This window comes from Streptomyces rimosus subsp. rimosus (assembly GCF_000720725.1).
GTDB lineage: Bacteria > Actinomycetota > Actinomycetes > Streptomycetales > Streptomycetaceae > Streptomyces > Streptomyces rimosus_A.
Map to the genome: position 1 here is coordinate 88,637 of NZ_JOCQ01000004.1, position 22,212 is coordinate 110,848.

Consider the following 22,212-nt stretch of genomic DNA (forward strand, 5'->3'; position numbering starts at 1 on the left):
GACGCATGATCAGCAGTGGCTCACGCTACGCCGACCACTCGGTGGAAATTGTCACCGACTCTGCGGGAGCCACGCGCCGGGTCCTGATTCCCGCAGCGCCGAAAACACTGCGCGTGCGCGCTGTTACCTATAGGTGGCAGGAGGGGGATCGCGTGGATACGGTCGCCACCGACTTCTACCGTGACCCCACTCAGTGGTGGCGCATCGCCGAAGTCAACCCAGAGATTCTGGACTGGACCGAGATAGCGCCCGGCACCGTCATCAGGATTCCCCATGCCGATTAAGCAATTCGCGCCGCACGCCCGCCTCGTCTACCCCGCCGTGCCCACGAGCCGCCACTACATCACCCACGTCGCCATACACCAGGCCGAAGCGGCACACGAAGTCGCCGAGGTCGCTGTGGCGTTCAGCGTGCCGCGTACGGACAGCGTTCGGTCTTGGGCCATGTCCTATGGTCTTCTGCTGCCTGAGCAAACACCGGTCCACCTGCGTTACGGCTCAGGGCCACACCAGGAAGCCGACTTCTACGGCTACGTGCACTCCTACCGCGTCACCACGAGCCAGGACGACGCCCGCCTCCAGCGGAACACCGAGGTCACCCTCACCTACACCCTGACGGGCGCGACCAGCAGCAGTATGCAGTCCCAGCGCAGCGCCGCCTGGAACCTGTCGAGCATCTCCGGCATTGCCCGCAGCATCTGCCGCAGCCACCGAATGGCCTGCGTCACCGAGCGCACGCCGACGAGACTGACCAAGATGCAGGCCAGCCAGTCCGATTTCGCTTTCCTGCGGGACGTGGCCGCGGAGTACGGGCTGCGACTGGTCGCCGACGGCACCACCGTTTACCTCACCTCCCCGCTGACGACGCTGCGACGAAGCCACGCCATCCCCTCCGCGCACATGACGAAGCTCCCGGGCCTGCACGACACGATCTACGAATTCGATGCTCTGAACGGGGCACTGGAGCCCGAGGGCGGGCGCCGCACCCGCGTGGAGGGCTACGCCTACAACCGCAGCACCCGGCACCTGGCGCGTACGGTCGCAGCCCGCACCTCGACCGCGGCGCACCGCACCTACGCCACCGCTCTACCTGCCGGCTCCCGCAGCGAGGCCGACGAGCGCGTAGGAGCCGCGGCAGCCAGCTCGGCCCTCTGGGTGGCGGCCACCGCCAGCGTGCGCGGCGACGCCCGGCTCAAGGTCGGCCACGAAATCTGGCTCCAGGGCTCAGGGCTCGGGCCCCACACGGTCGGCACCTGGATGATCCGTACGGCCAGCCACCACATGACCCTGCACCCCACTCAGCCCGCACAGAGCACCTACGTCACCGACCTGACCTTGGGCCGCAACCGGCCAGAGGGCCTGGACGCGCACCGCCTGTCTCTGCCCCAGCCTGCCGGCACCACGCTGTCCGCGCAGCGCTGGTGCGCCCAGCACATCGGAGGCCCTGCATGACCGGCACCTACCAGGCCGTGGTGGCGGGCACCACCGACCCGCAGCGCCGCGGCCGAGTCCGGCTCCAGGTGCCACAGGTCTCCGGAGGCGCCATGACCCTATGGGCCGAACCCGCGGTGCGCGGTCGCGTCCCGGCCGTGGGCGAAACGGTGTGGGTGACCTACGAGGGCGGGGACGAGTCCCGGCCGGTCTATCTCGTCGCTGACCCGGCGGTCGTCGAGCGGGACTACGAGCCGATCGAGCCGCTGGTTTCCGCGCAGCGCGGCGCGCCCCAGTGGGTGACGACACGTACATTCGTGCTCTGGGACGAAGCGGCGTGGCCGTCGATCGAGCTGGTGGTGCCGCAGTCCGGGGCTTTGTTCGTGTCGGTCTCGGGCAGGGTGTTTCCGGGGCGTACGCAGACGTCGGTTAGTGCGCTGTCCTGGGGCATTTACGACCTGGACACCCGCACCTATCTGTACGCGGATGCTGGACGCGTCAGCCTGCAACGGCAGGGCAGCAGGCCCGGGGCGCTGGGTGCGGGCACCGTGGCAGCCACGCGCCGGCACTTGGTACAGGGGCTGCCGCCGGGCCACCGCGTCAGTGTTCGGCCCGCCTACGCCTACAACGGCATCGACACCGCCGACCTGGAACGGCTGTTCACCGGCGGCCAGTTGGTGGTCGAACCGGTGCCCGCCTCCTCGATCCGTCCGCTGGCCACCACCCAGTCGCGTCAGCCCAAGTACCTCACGTCAAGTTTCACAGCATTCCCCGAGGACGACATGGCGGGCATCCGCGCCGTTGTACCGGCCTCCGGCAAGATGTGGATCACGATCTCCGGGAAGCTCTCGCCGCCGTCTGCGGCAGCCGGGAACGACATGTGGTACTCGTGGCTCCTGACCGGCAGCAGCAGCTGGAAGGACACCTGGATTCACCGGTACAAGCAGATCGACGTCTCCAACTTTTTGGCGGTCGGCTCGGCCAGCCGACGCACCCTGGTCACTGGCCTGACGCCAGGTGAGGTCGTGCGGGTCACCCCGGTCTACGGAACGGACAGCAGCACCAACGTCACCAGTTTCACCGCGCAGGACGGTCAGCTTGTCGTCGAGCCGGTGGTGGAGGGTGAGGACAGTCAGGTCCAGCACACCCTGCTGTCCTCCACCGTGCCCCGGTACGCGGCCACCAGCACCTGGACGGATTTCGCACCCTCGGACTGGGCGCCCATCACCACGAAAGTGCCAGCCACCGGCAGTCTGCTGGTCAGCGTCGGCGCCACGATGTGGAACGAATCCACGGACACGAGCGAAATGCGGCTGGGCTGGTCGGTCAGCGGAGACTACGCCTGGAGCGGCGACGGCCTCCAGCAGGCCCTGACCATCACCGGCCGCAGCTGGGCGACAGCCGCCACCAAACGATGCCTGCTCGCCGGACTGACACCGGGCTCCACCGTGACCATCACCCCGCGCTACTGGTGTGATGCCAACGGCACAGGCTCGGCCGGTCAGCAGCTCGCCGTCATCGAAGGGGGCCAGCTCGCGGTCGAGCCGGTCCGGCCAGGTAACCCCGCGCGTCCCGGCCCTACTGCGCAGCCCACCGCACACATCCGCAGCGCCGCCTCGCCGGCCGTACGCGACGCCCAGAACCCGAGTGACGGTGACCTCTACATCCTGGACGACCAGGAGATCGCACAGGTGCGGATCAACGGCAGGTGGATGACGGTGGCTGAGCGCCGCCCCTACATCGTCGTCCAGGCCGACAAATTCGCCTTGTCGCCGACATCAGATGTTGTCCCCTGGGAGTCGATTCTGGCGCAGACGGACACCGGGCTTTTCGCGCGTCAAGACCCTGTGGGCATTTACACCACCCGGGACGGGCTGTACGAGGTGAGTGTGAGCTGCCGCTGGGGGGACGCACTGACGAAGAATCGCATCTGGCTCAACGCGGGTGGTACCGAATTCAGGGTCTGGTCCCTGGAATCGGCGTCCTCGAACGCCCAAGGAGCAAGCGGTACCGTCATGATGTCCCTGAAAGCCGGATCACGCATCGTCCTGGCCATGCGCGCCGGCCAGACAGGCACTGCCACCCAGATCCGCATGGCCGTCGAATACAAGGGCCCCACGCTGGACGGGAAGTACGACAATGTCTGAGCAGCTCGCCATTCCCTTCGCCCTGGACGCCTCCGGACGGATCGCCACCGTCACCGACCCTGACCGGCAAACGCAGCAGCGGGTCCGCGCCGTGGTGGCCACCGCCCCGTCCGAGCGCGTCATGCAGCCCGAATTCGGCACCGACCTGAGGCCCTTCCTGTTCGCGCCGAACGACCCGGTCACGCGGGAAGCGCTGCGCCATGCGGTCCAGGACGCGGTCGCCCGGTGGGAGCCGGGAGCCGTGGTCACCATGGTGGAGCCGGTCATCGAGGACGAGGCCGAGGGCATCGCCGACGTGCTGGTGGACATCGGCCGCAGCAACGCACACCCGGAGGCCGCCGCGGCACACCTACAGGAAATCGTCGTACGCCCCGGCGGGCGTGTCGACATCTACTAATACAACGCCCCTGCGCTGACACAAAATAGGCATGATCCGAATGCCGACCAGCAGCAGGGAGTTTTCGTGGCGGACAGCACCAGCACAGCCATACCTGCTGTCATCGACTACACCGCACGGGATTTCACCAGCCTGCGCAAGGCAATGCTCGACCATGCGGCGCAGGTCTTCCCGCAGTGGACCGGCCGCAACACCTCTGATTTCGGTGTAGCGCTGATCGAGGAAATTGCTTACCTCGGAGACATCCTCTCCTACTACCTCGACACAGCCAGCCGCGAGGCATTCCTGCCGACGGCCACCCGACGAGAGTCGGTGATGGACCTGGCGCGAATGCTCGGCTACACCCCCGACGTGGCGACGGCTGCCGCCGGCACCGTGGTCCTGGCCACCGAGGCAAGCCAGGCCACGCCCGTCATCGTCCCAGCGGGCACCAAGATCACCACTGCTTTCATCGAGGCCCTCGACCGGCCCCTGGTCTACGAGACCACCGCCACTGTCACCCTGGCCGCGGCCGGCGGCTCCGCCAGCATCCCCGTCCTGGAAGGGCGGCGCGCCGGTACCACCCCGCTGCTGATCGCCCGCAACACCCCCCAGGAGCAGGAGATCCTCACCGAGGCTCTCGGCGCCTCCACCGGACGGCCCGAGCAGCGCCTGGTCCTGGCCGAGAGCCCGGCCCTGCACGAGAGCATCCGGCTGTACGTCTCCACGGCCCAGGACGCGGTGCCCTGGCGCCAGGTCGACAGCCTGCTGGACTGGGGGCCAAACGACCAGGTCTACGAGGTGCACACCGCGGCCGACGGCCGCACCACCCTGGTCCTGGGCGACGGCCTGGCTGGCGCCGTCCCCGCAGCAGGCCAAGCCTTGCACGCCGCATACCGCACCGGCGGCGGCACCGTCGGCAACATCAGCGCCGGACAGCTCGTCGACATCGCCGACGCCCTGCCGGGCGTGTACATCGTCACCAGCAGCGCCATGACCGGCGGCCGGGACGCCGAGGCCCTGGAGTCCATCCGCACCAACGCTACGAAGGCCCACCGCGCGCAGGACCGGGGCGTCTCCAGACGTGACTACGCCGACCTGGCTCTGGCCGTGCCCGGCATCGCCAAGGCGGTCGCGCTGGCCACGCAGACCACCTCCGTCAGTGTTCGCGTCGTCGGCGCCGCCAACGCGACCCCGGCCGCAGAGCTGCTGGACCGAGTGGAGCGCTATCTCCAGCAGCGGGCCACGGTCGGCGTACGCGTCACCGTCGCCCCCGGCGACCTGGTCCGCGTCAACATGGGCTCGGAATCAGCTCCGATCATCTTGGGCCTGTACCCCAATCACCGCGCTGCCGACATCGCGCGTGCGGGCCGGCGCGTGCTCCAGGAACTGCTCTCGGACGCGCGCAGTGGCTTCGGGCAGAAGGTCCCCATTTCCTACGTCTACCGAATACTCGACTCTCTGCCCGGCGTCGAATACGTGAAGATCCCGCTGTTCGCCAGAGCGGACAGCGTGCAAAGCGGCGCCCAGGACATCCTGTGCCGGGACTGGGAAATTCCCGTACCCGGTGACATCTACCTCGTCACCGACGGAGGCTACTAAATGCCCTCTCACTTCCCGAAGGCCGTTCGCCGGTGGCCCCAGCACGCCAACCAGCGCGACTACGTGATGGCGGAGCACGTCAACGAGATCCAAGACGAAATCGCCGGTATCAGCGCCACGCTCGGCGTCATGCCCACCGAATACCTGGACGCCAGCGGAAAGACTGTCTCCTACACCACCGTCGACTCCCGCCTGGACATCATCCAGCGGGAGCAGGAGCGCCTGAGGTACTACCAGGACGGCCTGCTCGATGCCGCGAAGACGGGCTGGAATTTGCCGATCTGCTCTCTGCGCAGCTCCGGCACCAGCATTCCGCAGACCGTCAACCAGTCCCAGCCCAACCATCCTGTCAACGACTGGCACCCCGTTCTGTTCGACAAGCCCGTCATCGATCCGCTGAACCTGGCGCCGAAGCCCACGCTTTCCTTGGTGTGCCCTCAGACCGGCTGGTGGGTGATCTCGTGCCGCACCATGATGTGGGTGCCCGGTCGCGGTCCGAAGACCCAGTCGACCGACCATAAAATGGACACCCGACTGCACATTCCCAACGTCTCCACGGATGCGGGCACCGACGGAGACTCCGCACCGCTGGGCACCTATGGCTTTCACCGCAACAACCCCTCCTACAGCGGCGCCTGGTACCAGGGCGAGAAACTTGCGGTGGAGGTCCGGCACATGGGCAACAAGCCGGTCACCAACGCTCCGGTCACCGACCCCATCGGCCCGCAGACCGTTTTCACGTGGATCGGTCTGACCTACATCCGGGCCCTGCCCAAGGACATGGTCACCCGGCCCGACTGGGATGCCGATCCCCTGACCCCCTGACCGGAGAGACCTGATGGCTCAGTACGGGCTCGATTTCTACGCCCAGTCCCGATACGGCGTCGATGTCCGCGTCGAATACAGCGTCGAGCCCGTCACCGCGGAATCCGTCGCACCCCGCCAGATCCAGATCACCTGGTCCCCATCCCGCGAGGACTCCTGGACCCGGCTGCGTCTGGTGCGCAACCGGTTCGGCGTGCCCGGCGACGCCAACGACGGCGACGTGCTCTTCGAGAGCGCGCACGAGGGCCTGGTCGCCACCTACCTCGACACCGACCTGCTGCCCGGCCGCCCGTACTACTACGCGGTGTTCGTCTCCGTGCCCTACCCGGCCTGGTCGGTGGCAGCGTCCTACCAGGTCGGTGACTGCGTCACCTACGGCGGCGCCACCTACCTGTGCCAGCGCCCCGACACCGGCAGCACACCCGGCCCGGCCTCCGAGGTCTGGCGCGCGAGCACCAGCACCCTGGAGTGGGTCCGGGCCGGAACAGCAGGCGGCCTGTCCGTCGGCGACCACCGCTACGCCCAGCGCCTGTACTCTCTCCTGCCAGCTGCCTACCGCACCGCACCCCGCGAGATCACCACCGACAACGCCGGCACCAACCAGAGCCTGACCAAGTTCCTGACTGTCCTCGGCCTGCCCCTGGACACCCTCAAGTCGCAGATCAACCTGCTGACACGGCTGCACAACCAGTCCACCACCGCCAGTACGCACACCGAGCGCGCCGCCGCCATGCTCGGCCTTGAACAGCCCCTGTCCTCCCGGCCGCAACTCCGCCGCGCTCGGGTCGCCCACGCCAGCCGCACCGACCGCGCCAAGGGCACCGAAGCCGGCCTGCAACAGCTCATTCGCGACCTGACCGGCTGGGACTGCGACATTCGCACCAGCACCAACCTGCTGCCGGACCAGGACCAGTCGGGCCCGTGGCACCCGGCACTGACGCCGTGGTCGGCCGGCGTGCGCTACGCGGCGGGGGAGTACGTCACCTACGGCGCCCGCACCTACCGCGCACGGTCCTCGGCCCGCCGCATCGCCGCCCCCTCACTGCTGCCGCCCTCAGCCGTCCAGTCCCAGGGCAGCGTCCTCGCCGAGACCGACAAGCTCGGCACACGCGTCCTCGGAAAGGATTTCAAGAACGGCGACTCTGTCAGCCTCAAGCTCATCGTCGACACGGCTGCCACCTACGACATCGCCGTCCTGTACACCACCGCACCGAACTACGGCACCTGGACCATCAGCCTCGACGGCGAAACGCTGCGCACCGTCGACGGCTACGCCCGCACCCAGTCGACCGCTACGGCCACCCTCGGCCGCCGCCAGCTGGGCCAGGGCGACCACATCGTCAGTTTCCGTAGCGTCGGCGCCAATGTCGCTTCCCGCGGCTGGCAGCTCGGTATCAACTCCTTCAGCCTCACCCCAACCGACCAGCGCCTGTCCTCGGTACCTCCGGCCGGGCATCCGGACAGCTCAACGTTCTGGGAGGAGGTCAGCGCGCCGCCGCGCGACTGGGGTCTGGAGACTACCCCCGCCACGCTCGATCCCTCCACCTGGTGGCTGCGAGCCGACGACACCGCGGCCCGGACACCTCCCGGCACCCTCGGCAGTCAGAGCGCCGTCACACCGGTCGACGGACCGCACAGCCAGTACGCCCAGGCCGCGCTCGCGGTCACCGCGCCACGCGCCGCCTCCTACACCCTTGCCTCCATCGCGCCGGCCCAGACCCGGCCGTGGGACGCTGCCACCGTCTACCGCGTCGGCCACCTGGTCACCCACCAGGGCAGCACCTGGGAGGCCCTGGCCACCTCCTCCGGGCAGACCCCGGGCCAGGCCAAGGATTTTTGGGCTCCCTCCCTGACCACTGCCGGCCAAGTGGTGCCCGACCCGGCGCTCGTCGCCTCCGGCGGCGTCCCCATCCCGCGTACCTACGCCTGGTCACCGGAACGCACCTACCAGCCCGGCGAGATCGTGTCCTACGGGCGCTCCCGCTTCGAGGCGATCACCACCACACAAGGCAACCGGCCGCCCAACGACCGACGAGACGCCGGAAGTTGGTCCTACGCCGGGCCGGATATAGAGCTGATCACTGCCTCGGCGCACGCCCGCTACGCCGACGGCACCAAAGTCAACAACGCGACCTGCGAGATTGCTTGGTACGACCAGGCCAGCCGCCCCCTGCCGCAGCTCACCGCCACGGCCGCCACCGCGGCAGTCGTCGTGCGTGACCGATTCGACGTGGGCCTCAGCACTTTGGCAGGCGCGGCCGTCGGTACATCCACCCAGCAATGGATCATCAGTGGCGGACAGTGGTCGGTCTCCGCCGGCGCACTGTACGCCACACCCACTCCTGCCGCCAACGGCACCTACCTGACCACTGCAATAACCACCGCGCCTCCCGGCCCCTTCAGCCTCTCAGCCACCGTCTTGTCCCGGCCCGCAGATCCAGGCGCCCTCCAAGGGCTCTGCTTCCACCAGAAAGCACCGCCCGGCGACTTCACCCTGGCCGCACGCGACGGGCTCTACCGCATCCGCACGACCAGCGGCTACCAAGCCGACCTGCTGGCCGCCTACCCAACCCTGGCCGACGGCGACCGGCTGACCGTCACCTGCGACGGCGCACGCACCCTCGTCATCAAGAAGGCCACAGCCGACGGCCTGACCACCACCGACCTTGCGCGCTACACCTACCCTGCCGACCCGGTAGGCGGCTACGTGGGCCTCGCAGAGATCAAGAGGTGACCATGACCAGCATCGTGATCAACGACGAGGCGCTGCTCCAGCCCCACGCCGCAGCCCGACTCGCCTCACACCCGCCCGCTTTAGAAGGCGCGCTCGCCGTACCCGTCAGCGGCTCGGCTCGTGTCGTCTCCGGCGGCCCCGGCGCCGCCTACGCCGATTTCGGGATCACGCCGTACAACACCACCGCCGACAGCACCCGCACGGCACGCATGGACCCGGCTGCTCTCCACGTCCTTTCCGCGGGCACCAGCGACGCCAACGCCGGCTGGCGCCGCAGTGAGATCACCACGACGGTCCCTACCGCGGCCCGCTATGCCGAGGTGCGCCTTCGCCTGCCCTTACTGGCCCAGGGCGCCCAGGTCCAGGCAGGCTCGGTGATGGTCACCCGGCACGCCTCTGTCAATCTGCTGCCGCGCAACGCCGCCTATCACCTGACCTCCTGCTCCTACGCCGGCCAGGCATGCCGAACCGCCCTGTCCGCCGACCGCTCCCTCGTCGGCGCCCGCAGCCTGAAATGCGAGCCGACCGGCACCGACACGTGGGCCGGCCCGCAGCCCACCGCAGCGGCTCTGGCGCGCTTGGAGACCACGAGCAACCCGCTCATCGTCACGGGCTCCGTCACCAACGCCGCGGCGCGGCCGGGCGAGCTGCTGGCGCACTTCTACGACACGGACCAGAAGCTGCTCGCCACGATGACAGCTGCCACTTTCACCACGGACGGGGCCTGGGCCTGGTCGTCGTACCAAGGCATCGTCTCCCCGCCCGCCGGCGCCATCTACGCAGCCGTCACCCCACGTCTTCAGACCACCGACGTCTTCTATTGCGACGCTTTCGGCCTGCGCTACCAGGCCCTGCGACCCACCCGACCCGCACAGCCGTACCAGGCAGCCAGGCACCTGACCCTCGACCTGCGGGCCACCCGCGTCAACCTCGCCCGCAACCCCAGCTTCACCAAGGACGCAGCGGGCTGGCTCACCTATGTACCCGGCACGCCTGACACCGCCGTCTCGGTCGGTTCCTCGGTCGGCCGCACCCGGCCAGGCGCCGCCGTCTTCTCCGCCAACGCAACCGCACCGGAAGCGCCTCCGGTCGGCACGCGCATCGGAATCGGCACCACCACCGGAACGCAGGAGACGGCCACCGCGCTGGAGATCGTCCGCCCCGGCCGACCGCACACCCTGTCGGTGTACGTCCGCGACGAGCCCACGAGCCTGCCCACGCGCCTGTACGTAGAAGTCACCAGCGACATCCCTGGCCAGGGCCTCGCCCGCACCCTGCTGCGCAGCGACACCACCACCGAGGTTCGGCAGACCCATCCCGAGCACACCGACGGCCCTTGGACGCGGCTTCACGTCACCTGGACTCCGCCGACCGGAGGCCACCGCTGGACGACTGCCTGGATCGGCCCGGAGCCCGAGTCCTGGCGTCAGGGGAGCAGCAGCTCCTTCGCAGTTGACGACCTGCTCCTGGAGGAGGGCCCGCTGCGGGAGTACTTCGACGGCGCAGGCCCCGGAGGCAGCCAGCACCCCGACTACCTGTGGGAAGAATGGCGCACGGACGAACACGCCCGCTCGCACTACTACCGAGAACGCCGCACGCTTCAGCGCCGTCTCGCCGAAATGCTGGCCGACCATATTCCGCTCGGAACGCCGTACGACCTGCGGTACGCAGCGCCACCCGGAAACACGGAAATCGGGGGAGAGCGTTGATTGTTGTGCGTCTGAGAGGCGACTAAAGTGTAAGCATCCACGAATACCACACTCAGGAGAATCATGGCGCAGCGCACCGTGCTCGTTGCAGGCACCGGAAGTATCAAGAGGGATGCGGTCTACGAGAACCTGGCTGACTGGCTCGGATACAAAAAGGAGGACGACGATGAGTACCAGCCGACCAGCCGGGCGACGCCGACAGAGTTCGTTTTCCTTGCGCATCCGGAGCTGACGACGAGAACGGTGCAGTACGTCTTCGACTGGACCGGTGCTGCGGAGATTGAATACGTCAGCTTCTACAGCGAAGCCGATGCCGATCACAAGAGCGTCGGGATCGTCAACAAGTACGCGCGCGCCAAATACCCTTGCGCCGACATCGACGACATGCATGCGCAGGCAAGTCCCTTCCTCTCACGCTGCGATGGGGAAACGATCCTTCTGGTGCTCACGGACCCGTCGGAGACTGAAGGCACGGACGCCGGGGTCGACCAGCTCATCGTCGATGTCGCCAAGCACGGCGTGACGGTGCTGGACCTGGGATGCGCTCTTCACGAATACCCGGTGCAAGCAGCCATGGACCGCCTCACCGAGGAAAACTCGGAGGAGGAGTGTGATGAAGAGCCGGCCGAGGTGGAAGGCGCGCCGCAGCCCGAGTCTCTCGACATTCAAGAAGACATCGCGGCGGCCCACCATGCTCAGTCGGCAACCAATGAGCCTTCCGCTCCGCTCCCCCTGGAACATCAGGTAGCCCGACTGGCGCGCACACTGGCTGAGTACATCAGCCTGACAGGGCCGACCTTCGGCGCTGACGAGGAACAGAGTGCCCTTGCCCTGCACGACATACAGGACACCTTGGCCTCCATCGAGAAGGACCTGGCCGCAGACACTCCTGATTCGAAGGAAGAACTCGCCGCGGTACCGGAGAAGCGAGCCGCCAAGGGAAGCGTCGTCAAGCGAGGTTGGTACGACGACGAGGAGAAGGAGTGGAAGCCTGTGAAGGGGCGTCCGCGCAGGAACGTACAGATAGCGGATATCACCTGGAACGATACCGAAGGTAAGTGGGAGCCCGCCGTCTGAGGCAAATGGAAGGCCCCACACCAGCAGTGGGAGAGGAATGCTGGTGCGGGGCCTGATGGGATTGCCGGTTGGAGCCAGGCCGAGCCATCCCGAACAGTATAGGCAGGCGCATATCGCGAAGGCAATACCCGAAATTCCCTCGTGAAGGAACAACTAAAACAGGGCAGTTGGTGTGGGCTCCGTCACGATTGCGGACGGAATGAAAACGGATCGCGGAATGTTTCTCTGGCCGTTACCCAACGCCTGGGTCACCGTTCCGGCAGGTCAGCCGTTTATCACGGCTGCGAAGCTGCCGTCTACTGCTCTATCGCTGAAGAACAACTCGCTATGAATAGTTGCTCCTGAGCTTGCGAAGGATGGGGCGAAGCCCCCGTCACCCACCGCCGTGCCGCAGGGGACGAAACTCTGTCGTCCGGCATCTTTCCGTCCACGGACGTGCCCGCCATCGCTGCGCCTTCGGCTTGCGAGCAAGTGAATACCAACAAAGCGAATGAGTTGGTGACGTCTTGGCGGGTGGGCCGGCGGGTGTTTACGTTTCCAAGGTCAGTTCCACTGCACCGGGAGAGACGGAAACCCATGACCTGGCAGCCACGGAGACTCGAACCCAAGCCGCGGCGCAAGCAGCGCACCAACACTGAGGACGAACTCAACCCTTTGCGGGCGGTGCAGGAACAACTGTGGGAGCAGCCGGAACCTGAGCCTGTCAAGAAGGAGAAGCCGGTAGAGGAATGGAAGGCCAACGACCTCGTCAACTACTGGTCGAGGTGCATCTCCCGAGCCCGCTGGGCTGACCACCTCATCGGCCACACCAATCGAGGCGGCCTCGGCAAGACCTTCCGCGAGGCCCTCGACGCCGGGCACAGCCCGGCCGCCCTCAAGGCCAGCATCGACACCTTCTTCGGCACTCCCCGCTACCACGCAGCAACAAGGCCCTGGACGCTGTACCGCTCGGTCATCAACGAGCTGCTGCCCAAGGCCCCCACGCAGAGCCCTGACCCGTGGGGCGGCGCCCAGCAGACCGAAGTGCCCCGCGAGATCACCGACAACTGGGCCGGGTACACGAAGAAGCCGGCCGACCCGTGGGCCGCGGCAGCGAATCGATGAGGACAGCCAATTCCGCATACCGCTGGCGCCGAATGGGGTTGCCCGGCCGCACTTGGGGAGTTGGGCTCCCTCAGCTCGAAGACCCGCTCGACGAGCTGGTCTCCTTCGTCCTGGACTGGGACTGCCGGTACGTGTCCCAGGCAACGCCCCTCGACGGTTTCCCTGCGGACAGGTCCCGCATTGGCCGCGGCGTGATGCTCTCCGGCGATCCCGGCCGCGGTAAGACCACGGAGGCGTGCGCAGCTCTGGTCAGCGTCTGCACCCGGTACAAGGTCGACGGGCATTTCATCCGCTTCAGCGACTACATCGAGGCGAAGACGCGGCACATCTCCACCTCGTCCAAGGTGGACAAGGGGCTCGGCGGCGAGCTGGCCCTGGCCGCGGTCGAGCGATTCGAGGAGCTGGAAGCCCGGCTGTACTCCGTGCCCCTGCTCGTCCTGGACGACGTCGGCAAGGAGCACCGAACGGCCAGCGGATACGCGACCGGGCAGTTCACCACGCTGCTGCGCCACCGCTACGACGCCATGCTGCCGACCATCGTCACCACCAATCTCCGCGGCGGGGAATGGGCGGCCGTCTACGACGAGTCAGCCGCCTCCTTCGCGATGGAGGCATTCGACATCGTCTACGTCCGCGGGCCCGATTACCGCGCCGTCGCCTGAACTCCTCGCCACTGCTTACCACATCGGATGGACACCCTTGGCGCACGTCGAGCACAAGCTCATATCCAAGATCATCACGAGTGGCGACCTGCGCAGCGCCATCGCCGCCGGCATCAAGCCTCGCCACTTCCACGACCCAGACCGCCGCAGCGTCTACGCCTCCCTCCTCGCCTACCAGCAGGAGTACGGATGCGCCCCCACAGCCGACGTCCTGCGCAAGGACTACCCCACTTTCAAGCTCCTCGATGTTGAAGAGCCGCTCGCCTACTTCATTGACTCCATCCGCGAGACGAAGAAACGTGCCCTCACAGAAAAGGGCCTGACCCTCGCCGCGGAAACGTGGGAAGAAGGCGACACCGAGGAAGCGCTGCGCCTGGTCCGCGAGATGCTCCAGACCATCGCGGACGACGTGCCGTCCGGCGTCGACTACGACCTGGCCCAGACCGGCGACGAGCGCCTGGAGCGCTACCAGCAGTACGCGGAACTCGACGGCGAACTCCGCGGCCTGCCCACCGGTTTCGACTCGCTGGACAAGGCGACCGGAGGGCTCCAGCCTGGGCAGCTTATTGTTCTCACGGGCCTCGCTAAATCCGGAAAGACGCAGCTCGCACTCACAGTGGCCCAGCACATCAACTCGCTGGGCTACACCGTCCTCGTCTTCTCCTTCGAAATGGTCGCCTCCGAGCTGAGCGAACGCGTCGACGCCATCGCGGCGAAGGTGTCTCTGACCAAGCTCCGGTCCGGCGAGCTGGACAAGCTCGAATTCAAACGGCTGGAGAAGGCCATCCGCAAGATGGAGGAGGCCGCGACGCCCTTCGTCATCTCCGAGGACGTCAAGGCCACCACCACGCTCGGCTCTATCCAGGCGAAGATCGACGAAGTCAAGCCCGACGTCGTCCTCATCGACGGCATCTACTTCCTCCGTGACGAAATCACGGGCGAGAAGATGACGAACGCGGCGCTCACCAACATCAGCCGAGGCAGCAAGCAACTCGCGCGGGCCTGCGCCATTCCCGTGATCGTCACCACGCAGTCCCTCCGGTCGAAGTTGGGGGCGGGCGGTCTGGCCGCCGGCAGTGTCGGCTACACCTCCGCCTTCGAGCAGGACTGCGATGGGCTGTTCGGCGTGGAAGCCACCGACGTACCAAAGGAGTCCAAACTCAAGATCATGGCCTCCCGGAACTGCCCCACCGATGAATTCCTCCTTGTATGGGATTACGAGACGTCGACCTTCCAGGAGGCCAAGGTCGACTTCGGCTACGGGCAGGGGGATGATGATGCCGCGGACGACGAGTGGTTCGACCGCCGGGCGGCGTGACGATCTCATCCCCGGAGACGTACTGTCCGCCCTGGCCGACCTCGACGTAGAGATCCTTGGTGACGACGGAGATAACGTCCGCATCCGCTGCCCCGCCCACCTGTCGCGTACAGGCAAGGTTGACCGCCGGCCTTCCTGCTACGTGCACACCGGAAGCGGCCAGTTCATCTGCTTCTCCTGCGAGTGGGCAGGCTCCTTCGCACGCTTCGTGGCATTCATGCAGAGCACCGATTCGGCACACGCGAACGCCTGGATCGCCTCGAAGGGCACCATCGGCCGCGCCCTTCGGCTGCTCAAGGGTGACGGCCGTCACCGCGAAGTTGAGCCGGGCGAGCCGGTGTCCGAGGCGCAGATGGTCCTGTTCACCACTCCGCCTGAAGCCGCTCGACGCAAGCGCGGCCTGACGCTCGAAGCCTGCGAGAAATTCGGGGTCCGATGGGACTTGACCCGCCGCTGCTGGATACTGCCCATCCGCACCGCGGAGGGCCAGTTGCTCGGGTGGCAGGAGAAGTCGAAGCGGCACTTCCGCAACTACCCCGATGGCGTCTCGAAGGGGGAGACACTCTTCGGTGCCCACATCGACTTCGACGGCCCTCTGGTGCTGGTGGAATCCCCTCTGGACGCCGTGCGGCTCTACTCCGCAGGAATCGAGGGTGGTAGAGCGACCTTCGGTGCTCACGTGTCGCGCGAGCAGATGAGCCTGGCTCTCGGTACGGCGGACACCATCGTCCTCGCCCAGGACAACGACGCGGCCGGCCGGTCCGCCCGCGCCAAGCTCTACTACGCCTACCGCTGCAAAGGCAGCGTGCTCAAGTATTGGCATTACTTGGACACGGGGGCGAAAGACCCAGGCGAGATGACCGACGAAGAGATCCGGGCCTGCTATGAAGCCTCATACACGCCCCTCCGCCGACGCCTCAAGCAATCCGCGGCATACCGAGTAACACAAGTCCAGAGCTAGGGGCGAGCCTTAGCGGGTGTTCACCGGCAAACTGCACCCGTATCAAGAGGTCGACTTCTCGCGAATAGTCGAGAGAGGCTCCATGCTGTGCGCCTACACCATGGGGCTCGGCAAGACCGTGCTGTCTATAGCCGTCATGGAGGAGTGGCTCGCTCAGGACGATGTCGAGACCTGCATGATCGTGGTACCCGCGTCTCTGAAGTGGCAGTGGGCCGAGGCGCTGGCCCGCTTCACCGACGTGCCCACCAAGCGGCGTCCGGTGGGGCGGGCTTTCGTCGTGGTCCCGGACGACTCCGCCTGTGTCGTGGTCGACGGCTCGAAGGCCCAGAAAGAGCGGCAGTACGAGCAGATCCTGGCGCAGCAGCCGGAGTACGTGATTCTCAGCTACGAGGCCGTCATCCACGACTGGCAGCGCGTACGGAAGATTCGGCCGGACGCAGTGGTTCTGGACGAGGCGAGTTTCATCAAGAGCTTCCGGGCACAGCGGTCGAAGAAGCTGAAGCGGCTCACGGCCAGCTACCGGCTCGGCCTGTCTGGCACCGTCATCGACAACGGCCAGCCCGAGGAACTGTTCTCCATCTTTGAATGGGTGGATCCCGAGGTGCTCGGCCGCTGGGACCTCTTCGACGCGGCCTTCATTCAACGCTCCCGCACCGGAATCCCACTGGCGTACAAGAACCTGCCGCTGCTGCACAAGAAGCTGCGGACGGCGATGATCCGCCGGACCTACCGAGATCCTGACGTGGCGCCTTTCATGCCGGCGGTCCGGGAGAAGGAGTTGCCGGTGCGGCTTGATGGCCAGACGCGGGCGGCCTACGCCCACATCGCCCGCGACCTCCTGGACGAGCTGGACAAGCTGGGTGGCGCTGGGCAGAGCCTGGACCTGGCCGCGTTGTACGCCGGGCGAGCAGACACCGGAACCGCTGTCCAGGGCCGGGTCATGGCTCGCCTCAGCGCCCTTCAGATGCTCTTGAACTACCCATCGCTGCTACTGGATTCGGCGGACGCCTACATGGCCGGGGAGGGCGGAAGCCAGTACGCCGCGCAGCTCATGGAGGCTGGCGTGCTCCAAGGACTGGGTTCCCCGAAGTTCGATGCCGTCACTCATTACCTCCGACGGCGCCTGCTGGCCGACGCGGACCTGAAGATCGTGCTCTTCGCCTTTCACAAGGGCGTGCTGCCGCGGCTGGCTCAGGCCCTGGAGCAGTGGGGGTCGGTGCAGTTCACCGGCGACATGAATGCCAGGCAGAAGGCAGAGTCCAAGGCCCTCTTCGCCCACGATCCAGCGGTACGGCTCTTCCTCGCCAGTGATGCCGGCGGGTATGGCTTGGACCTGCCGCAGGCCCGGTTGCTGATCAACTTCGATCAGCGGGACTCCGCCGGCGCCATGGACCAGCGCAACAGCAGACACGTGCGGGCCAGCTCCGAGTTCGCGGAGGTAGAGGTCGTTCACGTGCTGGCCGAGGACACGATCGAGGAGCGGCGAATGGAGCGGCTGACCGTGAAGCGGCGTACGACCGGCGCCATCCTCGATGGCCGCGGCGCTGATAAGGACGGGCGCGTGGTCAGCGATGCGGAATCGCTGCGTGTCCATCTGGAGCGCTTCCTCAGCGCTGACACGGCGAAGTTGGCGTCACATCTGGCGGCCTAAGCGCTCGGCAACAGTTGATACACGCAGGCGGTTTGCAAGCTGCAAGATGCACTTTGACCTGCATGTTCTCCGGTTAGTCGGTTTGGGTCTGACGGGCTCTGACACGCAAGCGTGCAACTTATGTGCTCCTATTGTGCAGGTGCACAGTTCATGTAATGTGCTCCTGCCGCTGGTCAAGCGGAACGGCATTCAGCAAGCCAGAGGAGACCCATGCAGTTCAGCGACGCCCCCGTTACCCGCACCGCCGCCACGTCCGAAACCGACCTGGAACGCCTGGCTGCCGCGTACACGTACATCCGCAACCGCGTCGAGCCTCAGACGGCGGAGCTGAACCAGCTGAAGAAGAAGTTGAGCGCCATGACGCAGCAGCTCGGCGTCCGCGACGAAAACGGCTCCTACACCGTCGCCCTCCAGCGCTCCTACGACGTGGGCGACAAGCGGGTCTCCGGACTGAAGTGGCAGCGCTCAGTGACGAGGATCGCTGACGAGGAGGCCGCAGAGCGCATCGCCAAGAAGAAGAAGTGCACCGGCCGCCTCTTCCCCCGCCAGCCCGTCTTCGACCCGCAGGAGGTCTACGTCCTCTTCCAGGAAGGGCGCCTCACCGAAGAGGAAGTCGACGAGATATTCCCCGAGAAGGAGACCTTCTCCTTCGTCCTCGTGAAGGAGCAGTAGGAGATGCGCGACTGGGAGCGAGAATTCGCTGTCATCGCGGGCGGCCAGAAACAGAACGCCCCCGCCTACTACCCCGGGTCCAACCGACGCATCCGAAGCGTCAACCCGGCCACCATGCGCCTGGTCACACCCGAACCCGAGCCGGAAGTCACCTGGGATGCCAAGCCACGCATCTACCGACTCGGCGGTGAACTGAAGGAATTCTTCTCCATCGGGCACCTTGCTCTCGCGCTCAACCGCCGCCCGGTCACCATCCGCAAGTGGGAGCGCCTCGGCATCATCCCCGCCCCCACCTTCGTTGTCCGCGGCAAGTCGCCCCGAGGCGACCGGCGACTCTACACCCGCGCCCAGGTCGAAGGAATGATCCGCATCGCCACGGAAGAAAACATCCTCCACCACGAGGGCGAAGGTATCCACATTTCCACCACTAACTTCTCTACGCGCGTTGTCGCACTCTTTAAGGACCTGTCCGAAACGACTGAGGGAGATCGCGCTGCATGACCGTTGCCGTTAAGCGCCTGACCGAGCGATACAACATGGGCAGCTATGAGCACATCGAAGTAACCGCCGAAGTCGAATACGACCCCGAGGCCACGGACATCGTCGAAGTCGAAGACCAGCTCGACGTAATGCTCGCCCGCGAACGCCTCCTCGCCCGGCAGCACACCACCGAGGAGAACAGCCTCGCCCACGTCCACCCGGCCCTGACCAAGCCGCACACCAAGAGGAGCTAACCATGGCGCGCAGAGCGACGTTCGCCGATGACGATCTCGACGAGACCATTTCGGAGGAACGGCCCCGCCGCTCCAGGCATGCAGACGATGACGACCGGCCGCGGAAGCGTCCCCGCCGGCCCACCTTCGATGAGGACGATGAGGACGTGGAGGAGCGCCCCAAGCCGCGGCGCTCCCGTACTTCTGAGGACGACGAGTCCGAGCGTCCCAAGCGACGTCCGCGCGGCCGGCGGAGTGCTGATGACGAAGACGAGGGCCGGCCGACTGCCCGGAAGAACGCAGCACGGCAGGCCGCAGCTGGCGGCTGGGACAGCTTCGACGCACTGGGCAGCGGCGACAAGGGCGATTTCGAGGCCAAGAACGCCCTGCGGCTGAAGATCACAAATGATCCGACGCTGATCAAGCTGCTCGACTCGGCGCCCTTCGACAGCATGGGCGTGCACTGGGTGCAGGAGATCAAGTCAGGCAAGCGGAGTTTCCGGTGTCCCGGCGAGAACTGCTCCCTGTGCGACGACCTGGACCACTACGCCCGCAAGCTGGCCTACTTCAACGTGGCCGCCTTCGACGAGGACACCGAGCAGTGGGAAAACCGCGTCTGGGAAGTTGGCGTCAAGCTCGGCCGTAAGCTCAAGGCCCTGAATGAGGACAAGAAGCGCGGGCCCATCGACAAGCCTACGCTGTACTTCTCCATCTCCAAGACTGGCAAGGGTACCTCCACCGAGTACCACCTCGACGCTGTCAAGGCGCGCGACCTCGATGAGGACTGGGGTGTCGACGAGATCGACGAGAAGACCTACAAGGCTCTGAACGAGAATCGATTCACTGAGCAGTGGGAGCGCATCAGCAAGCCCGAGGAACTGCGCCGTGTCGTGAAGCGGCTGCTGGACGACTCTGAAGACGACGAGGACGACGACTACTAAGCCCCTTTCGCGTCCCTACCCGACCGGCCCGCCTCTGTGTCCCCCAGCAGGGAGGCGGGCCTTTCAGTGCCGAGAGCGGTTAATGAGTCACGTCATCCTCACCAAAGAAGACCTCACCGAAGCAGTCGAGTACTTCAAGCGCCAGGATGCCTACGCCTTCGATGTGGAGACCGTCGGAGAGCACCGCGGCGTCCCCAGTCAGAACCAGGTCACGTGGCTGTCCATGGCCACCTACGGAGCGACCGTCGTCATCCCGATGGGACATCCCAACGGCGACACGCTGATCTCCAAGGCCACCCGGAAGAAGAACAAGCAGACCGGGAAGTTCGATGCCATCCCCGCAGTTTGGGATGAGCCGCCGGCCCAGCTCCGGCCGAGTCAAGTCTTCGAGGCCCTGGAGCCACTTCTCTTCCAGGAGCGCTACCGAAAAATCGCGCAGGGGGCGGTATTCGACCTCGTCAGCGTCGCCAAGTACTACGACGAGCAGCCTCCCGTGCCTCGGTACGGCTGCACCCTCGTAGCGTCCTGGCTCCTGGACGAGAACCGGCTCAACGGTCTCAAACCCCGGGTGATCGAGGAGTACGGCCACAAGTACGACACGGAGAACGTCGGCAAACGCGTAGAAATCCACCCGTTCTCTAAGATCGCCCGCTACGCGTACCTCGACGCCCGCTACACCTGGCTGCTGTGGCAGAAGATGGTCCCGCTGCTCCAGGCCGAGGGCCTCTCCCGCGCCATGAGCATGGAGCTTCAAGTCCTTCAGGCCCTGCTCGACATGGCGCTCACCGGCGCACCGGTCGACATCGAGGCCCTGCGACGGCTGGACGTGGACCTGGCCCGCCAGCTCGAAGGGATCGTCGAGAGGGTCTACAAGGCCGCGGGCAAGGTCTTCAACATCAACTCCTCGCAGCAGAAGGCCGACATCCTCTTCGGTATGAAGTCGGCCGGCGGGCAGGGTATCAAGCCCCGCAAGCTGACCAAGGGCGGTAAGAAGAAGCGCCGCGACGGCGAGAAACCCACCCTCTACGACTACTCCACCGACGCCGAAGAGCTAAAGCGGCACAGCGACAATCCGGTCTGCGCCACGCTCCTCGAATACCAGGAAGTCAACAAGCTCCACGGCACGTATGTGCAGGGCTACCTGGGCAACGAAAAAGAAGGAAAGCCGTCGATCATCTTCGACGGAAGCATTTTCCCCACCTTCAAACAGTACGGGACCGTGACCGGCCGCTTCAGTGCCTCAGAGCCGAACCTCCAGAACGTCCCCAGACCCGGTACCGAGCTGGGCAAGGCCGTCCGCGGCCTGTTCATTGCCCCTCCGGGGAAGGCCCCGGTTCTCACAGACGCTGGGGCACGGGAGCTGGGCTGGAAGTTGCTGGTAGCGGATTACGGGCAGATTGAGCTGCGCGTCATCGCTCACTTCCTTGGCTATGGAGCTTGGTACGACGGCTTCCATGCAGGCATAGATGCGCACACCGCCACCGCCTCCGCCGTCTTCGGCGTAAGCCCCGAGAAAGTGACGACCGACCAGCGCAACCGATCCAAGACCCTCGCCTTCGCCGTACTGTTCGGGGCGGAAGCCGAAACGGTAGCCAAATCGATGGGAGCCTCTGTGGCAGAGGCGGAAGACTTCCTCGCCCTCCAGGCGCGCACCATGCCTGAGGTCGGGAAATTCAAGGCGTGGCTCATCAGAGACGCGCTGAGTCACGAGGTCCCACACATCCGCACGCTCATCGGACGCAAGCGCCGACTGCCGGACCTGGCCAGCTCGGTGCGATGGATTCGTGCTCGTGCAGAGCGGCAGCTCCTCAACTCATTGGTCCAGGGATCGGCCGCCGACATCAACAAACTCGCGCTCATTCGCATGGGGCACTTGTGCCGGCAAAACAGAGAATGGTTGCGCCTGAGCCTCACAGTGCACGATGAGCTGGTGGTCCACTGTCGAGAGGACAAAACCGAAGAAGGGGCCGCGCTGCTCCAGCAGGCAATGATCGGAACGGAAATTCAGAAGCTGATCAAAGTGCCCCTCACCGCGGACGTCAAGGTGTGCGACCGATGGTCGGAGGCAAAGTGATGACTAACTATCAGGAGACTCAAGATGAGTAATTTCTGGGCACGAGCCGTAGGAGCACCCACACCGCCGGCACAGGCAACCCCATCGAGCGCACCGCAGCCCGCACCTCCCTCAGCGGCTCCGACAAAGGCACAGTCGGCCGCGTCCGTATCCCGCTGTCCCAACTGTGCGAGCGGCAATTACATGGCTCCGCCGACCGCCCCCGCGGCGCTCCG

19 protein-coding genes are annotated in these 22,212 nt (G+C 66.1%); all 19 read left to right on the forward strand.

The window, feature by feature from the left end:
• The first annotated feature begins 5 nt into the window (after positions 1-5).
• The 19 genes from IH45_RS0103350 to IH45_RS01000000143075 all read left to right on the forward strand — a co-directional run bounded on the left by IH45_RS0103350 (position 6) and on the right by IH45_RS01000000143075 (position 21,997).
• A complete protein-coding gene (locus tag IH45_RS0103350; protein ID WP_050514494.1) occupies positions 6-284 on the forward strand; it encodes a LysM peptidoglycan-binding domain-containing protein in 279 nt (92 codons plus the stop codon).
• A complete protein-coding gene (locus IH45_RS0103355; protein ID WP_030660994.1) occupies positions 274-1,452 on the forward strand; it encodes a hypothetical protein in 1,179 nt (392 codons plus the stop codon). The genes IH45_RS0103350 and IH45_RS0103355 overlap by 11 nt, the downstream gene beginning before the upstream one ends.
• Complete coding sequence (locus tag IH45_RS01000000143065; RefSeq protein WP_032916700.1) at positions 1,449-3,578, forward strand: phage baseplate assembly protein V; 2,130 nt, start codon at positions 1,449-1,451, stop codon at positions 3,576-3,578. Before IH45_RS0103355 ends, IH45_RS01000000143065 begins: the two co-directional genes overlap by 4 nt.
• Complete coding sequence (locus IH45_RS0103365) at positions 3,571-3,975, forward strand: GPW/gp25 family protein (RefSeq protein ID WP_030660997.1); 405 nt, start codon at positions 3,571-3,573, stop codon at positions 3,973-3,975. Before IH45_RS01000000143065 ends, IH45_RS0103365 begins: the two co-directional genes overlap by 8 nt.
• A 66-nt stretch (positions 3,976-4,041) precedes the next feature.
• A complete protein-coding gene (locus IH45_RS0103370) occupies positions 4,042-5,556 on the forward strand; it encodes a baseplate J/gp47 family protein (RefSeq protein ID WP_030661000.1) in 1,515 nt (504 codons plus the stop codon).
• Positions 5,557-6,381, forward strand: coding sequence for a hypothetical protein (locus IH45_RS0103375; protein ID WP_030661003.1), 825 nt, complete (start codon positions 5,557-5,559; stop codon positions 6,379-6,381). It abuts the gene before it with no gap.
• Positions 6,382-6,394: 13 nt separating this feature from the next.
• Positions 6,395-9,115 carry a hypothetical protein gene (locus IH45_RS0103380; protein ID WP_030661006.1) on the forward strand — a complete coding sequence of 907 codons (2,721 nt, stop codon included), beginning with the start codon at positions 6,395-6,397 and terminating at the stop codon, positions 9,113-9,115.
• 2 nt (positions 9,116-9,117) lie between these two features.
• On the forward strand, positions 9,118-10,824 hold the full coding sequence (locus IH45_RS0103385) for a hypothetical protein (protein ID WP_030661009.1): 1,707 nt from the start codon (positions 9,118-9,120) through the stop codon (positions 10,822-10,824).
• Between the two features lie 63 nt (positions 10,825-10,887).
• Positions 10,888-11,901, forward strand: a complete 1,014-nt coding sequence (locus tag IH45_RS0103390; RefSeq protein ID WP_030661011.1) for a hypothetical protein — start codon at positions 10,888-10,890, stop codon at positions 11,899-11,901.
• A 576-nt stretch (positions 11,902-12,477) separates the two neighbouring features.
• Positions 12,478-13,005, forward strand: coding sequence for a hypothetical protein (locus IH45_RS0103395; protein ID WP_030661014.1), 528 nt, complete (start codon positions 12,478-12,480; stop codon positions 13,003-13,005).
• Positions 13,006-13,037: 32 nt separating this feature from the next.
• Positions 13,038-13,667, forward strand: a complete 630-nt coding sequence (locus IH45_RS0103400; protein WP_158812904.1) for a P-loop NTPase family protein — start codon at positions 13,038-13,040, stop codon at positions 13,665-13,667.
• Between the two features lie 37 nt (positions 13,668-13,704).
• The gene (locus IH45_RS01000000143070) at positions 13,705-14,985 is read left to right on the forward strand and encodes a DnaB-like helicase C-terminal domain-containing protein (protein ID WP_032916702.1); all 1,281 of its coding nucleotides are present in this window, start codon (positions 13,705-13,707) and stop codon (positions 14,983-14,985) included.
• A complete protein-coding gene (locus tag IH45_RS0103410) occupies positions 14,939-15,946 on the forward strand; it encodes a toprim domain-containing protein (protein WP_030661022.1) in 1,008 nt (335 codons plus the stop codon). The genes IH45_RS01000000143070 and IH45_RS0103410 overlap by 47 nt, the downstream gene beginning before the upstream one ends.
• A gap of 16 nt (positions 15,947-15,962) precedes the next feature.
• The gene (locus IH45_RS0103415; protein WP_030661025.1) at positions 15,963-17,597 is read left to right on the forward strand and encodes a DEAD/DEAH box helicase; all 1,635 of its coding nucleotides are present in this window, start codon (positions 15,963-15,965) and stop codon (positions 17,595-17,597) included.
• 210 nt (positions 17,598-17,807) lie between these two features.
• Positions 17,808-18,269 carry a hypothetical protein gene (locus tag IH45_RS0103420; protein ID WP_030661028.1) on the forward strand — a complete coding sequence of 154 codons (462 nt, stop codon included), beginning with the start codon at positions 17,808-17,810 and terminating at the stop codon, positions 18,267-18,269.
• Positions 18,270-18,272: 3 nt separating this feature from the next.
• Positions 18,273-18,770 (forward strand): MerR family transcriptional regulator, encoded by a 498-nt coding sequence (locus IH45_RS0103425; RefSeq protein WP_030661031.1) that lies wholly within the window; start codon positions 18,273-18,275, stop codon positions 18,768-18,770.
• Positions 18,767-19,003: a hypothetical protein gene (locus IH45_RS0103430; protein ID WP_030661034.1), complete on the forward strand. Its 237-nt coding sequence runs from the start codon at positions 18,767-18,769 to the stop codon at positions 19,001-19,003. The genes IH45_RS0103425 and IH45_RS0103430 overlap by 4 nt, the downstream gene beginning before the upstream one ends.
• Positions 19,004-19,005: 2 nt before the next feature.
• The gene (locus IH45_RS0103435) at positions 19,006-19,923 is read left to right on the forward strand and encodes a hypothetical protein (protein ID WP_030661037.1); all 918 of its coding nucleotides are present in this window, start codon (positions 19,006-19,008) and stop codon (positions 19,921-19,923) included.
• Between the two features lie 82 nt (positions 19,924-20,005).
• Positions 20,006-21,997: a DNA polymerase gene (locus tag IH45_RS01000000143075; RefSeq protein WP_032916705.1), complete on the forward strand. Its 1,992-nt coding sequence runs from the start codon at positions 20,006-20,008 to the stop codon at positions 21,995-21,997.
• Positions 21,998-22,212: the final 215 nt, after the last annotated feature.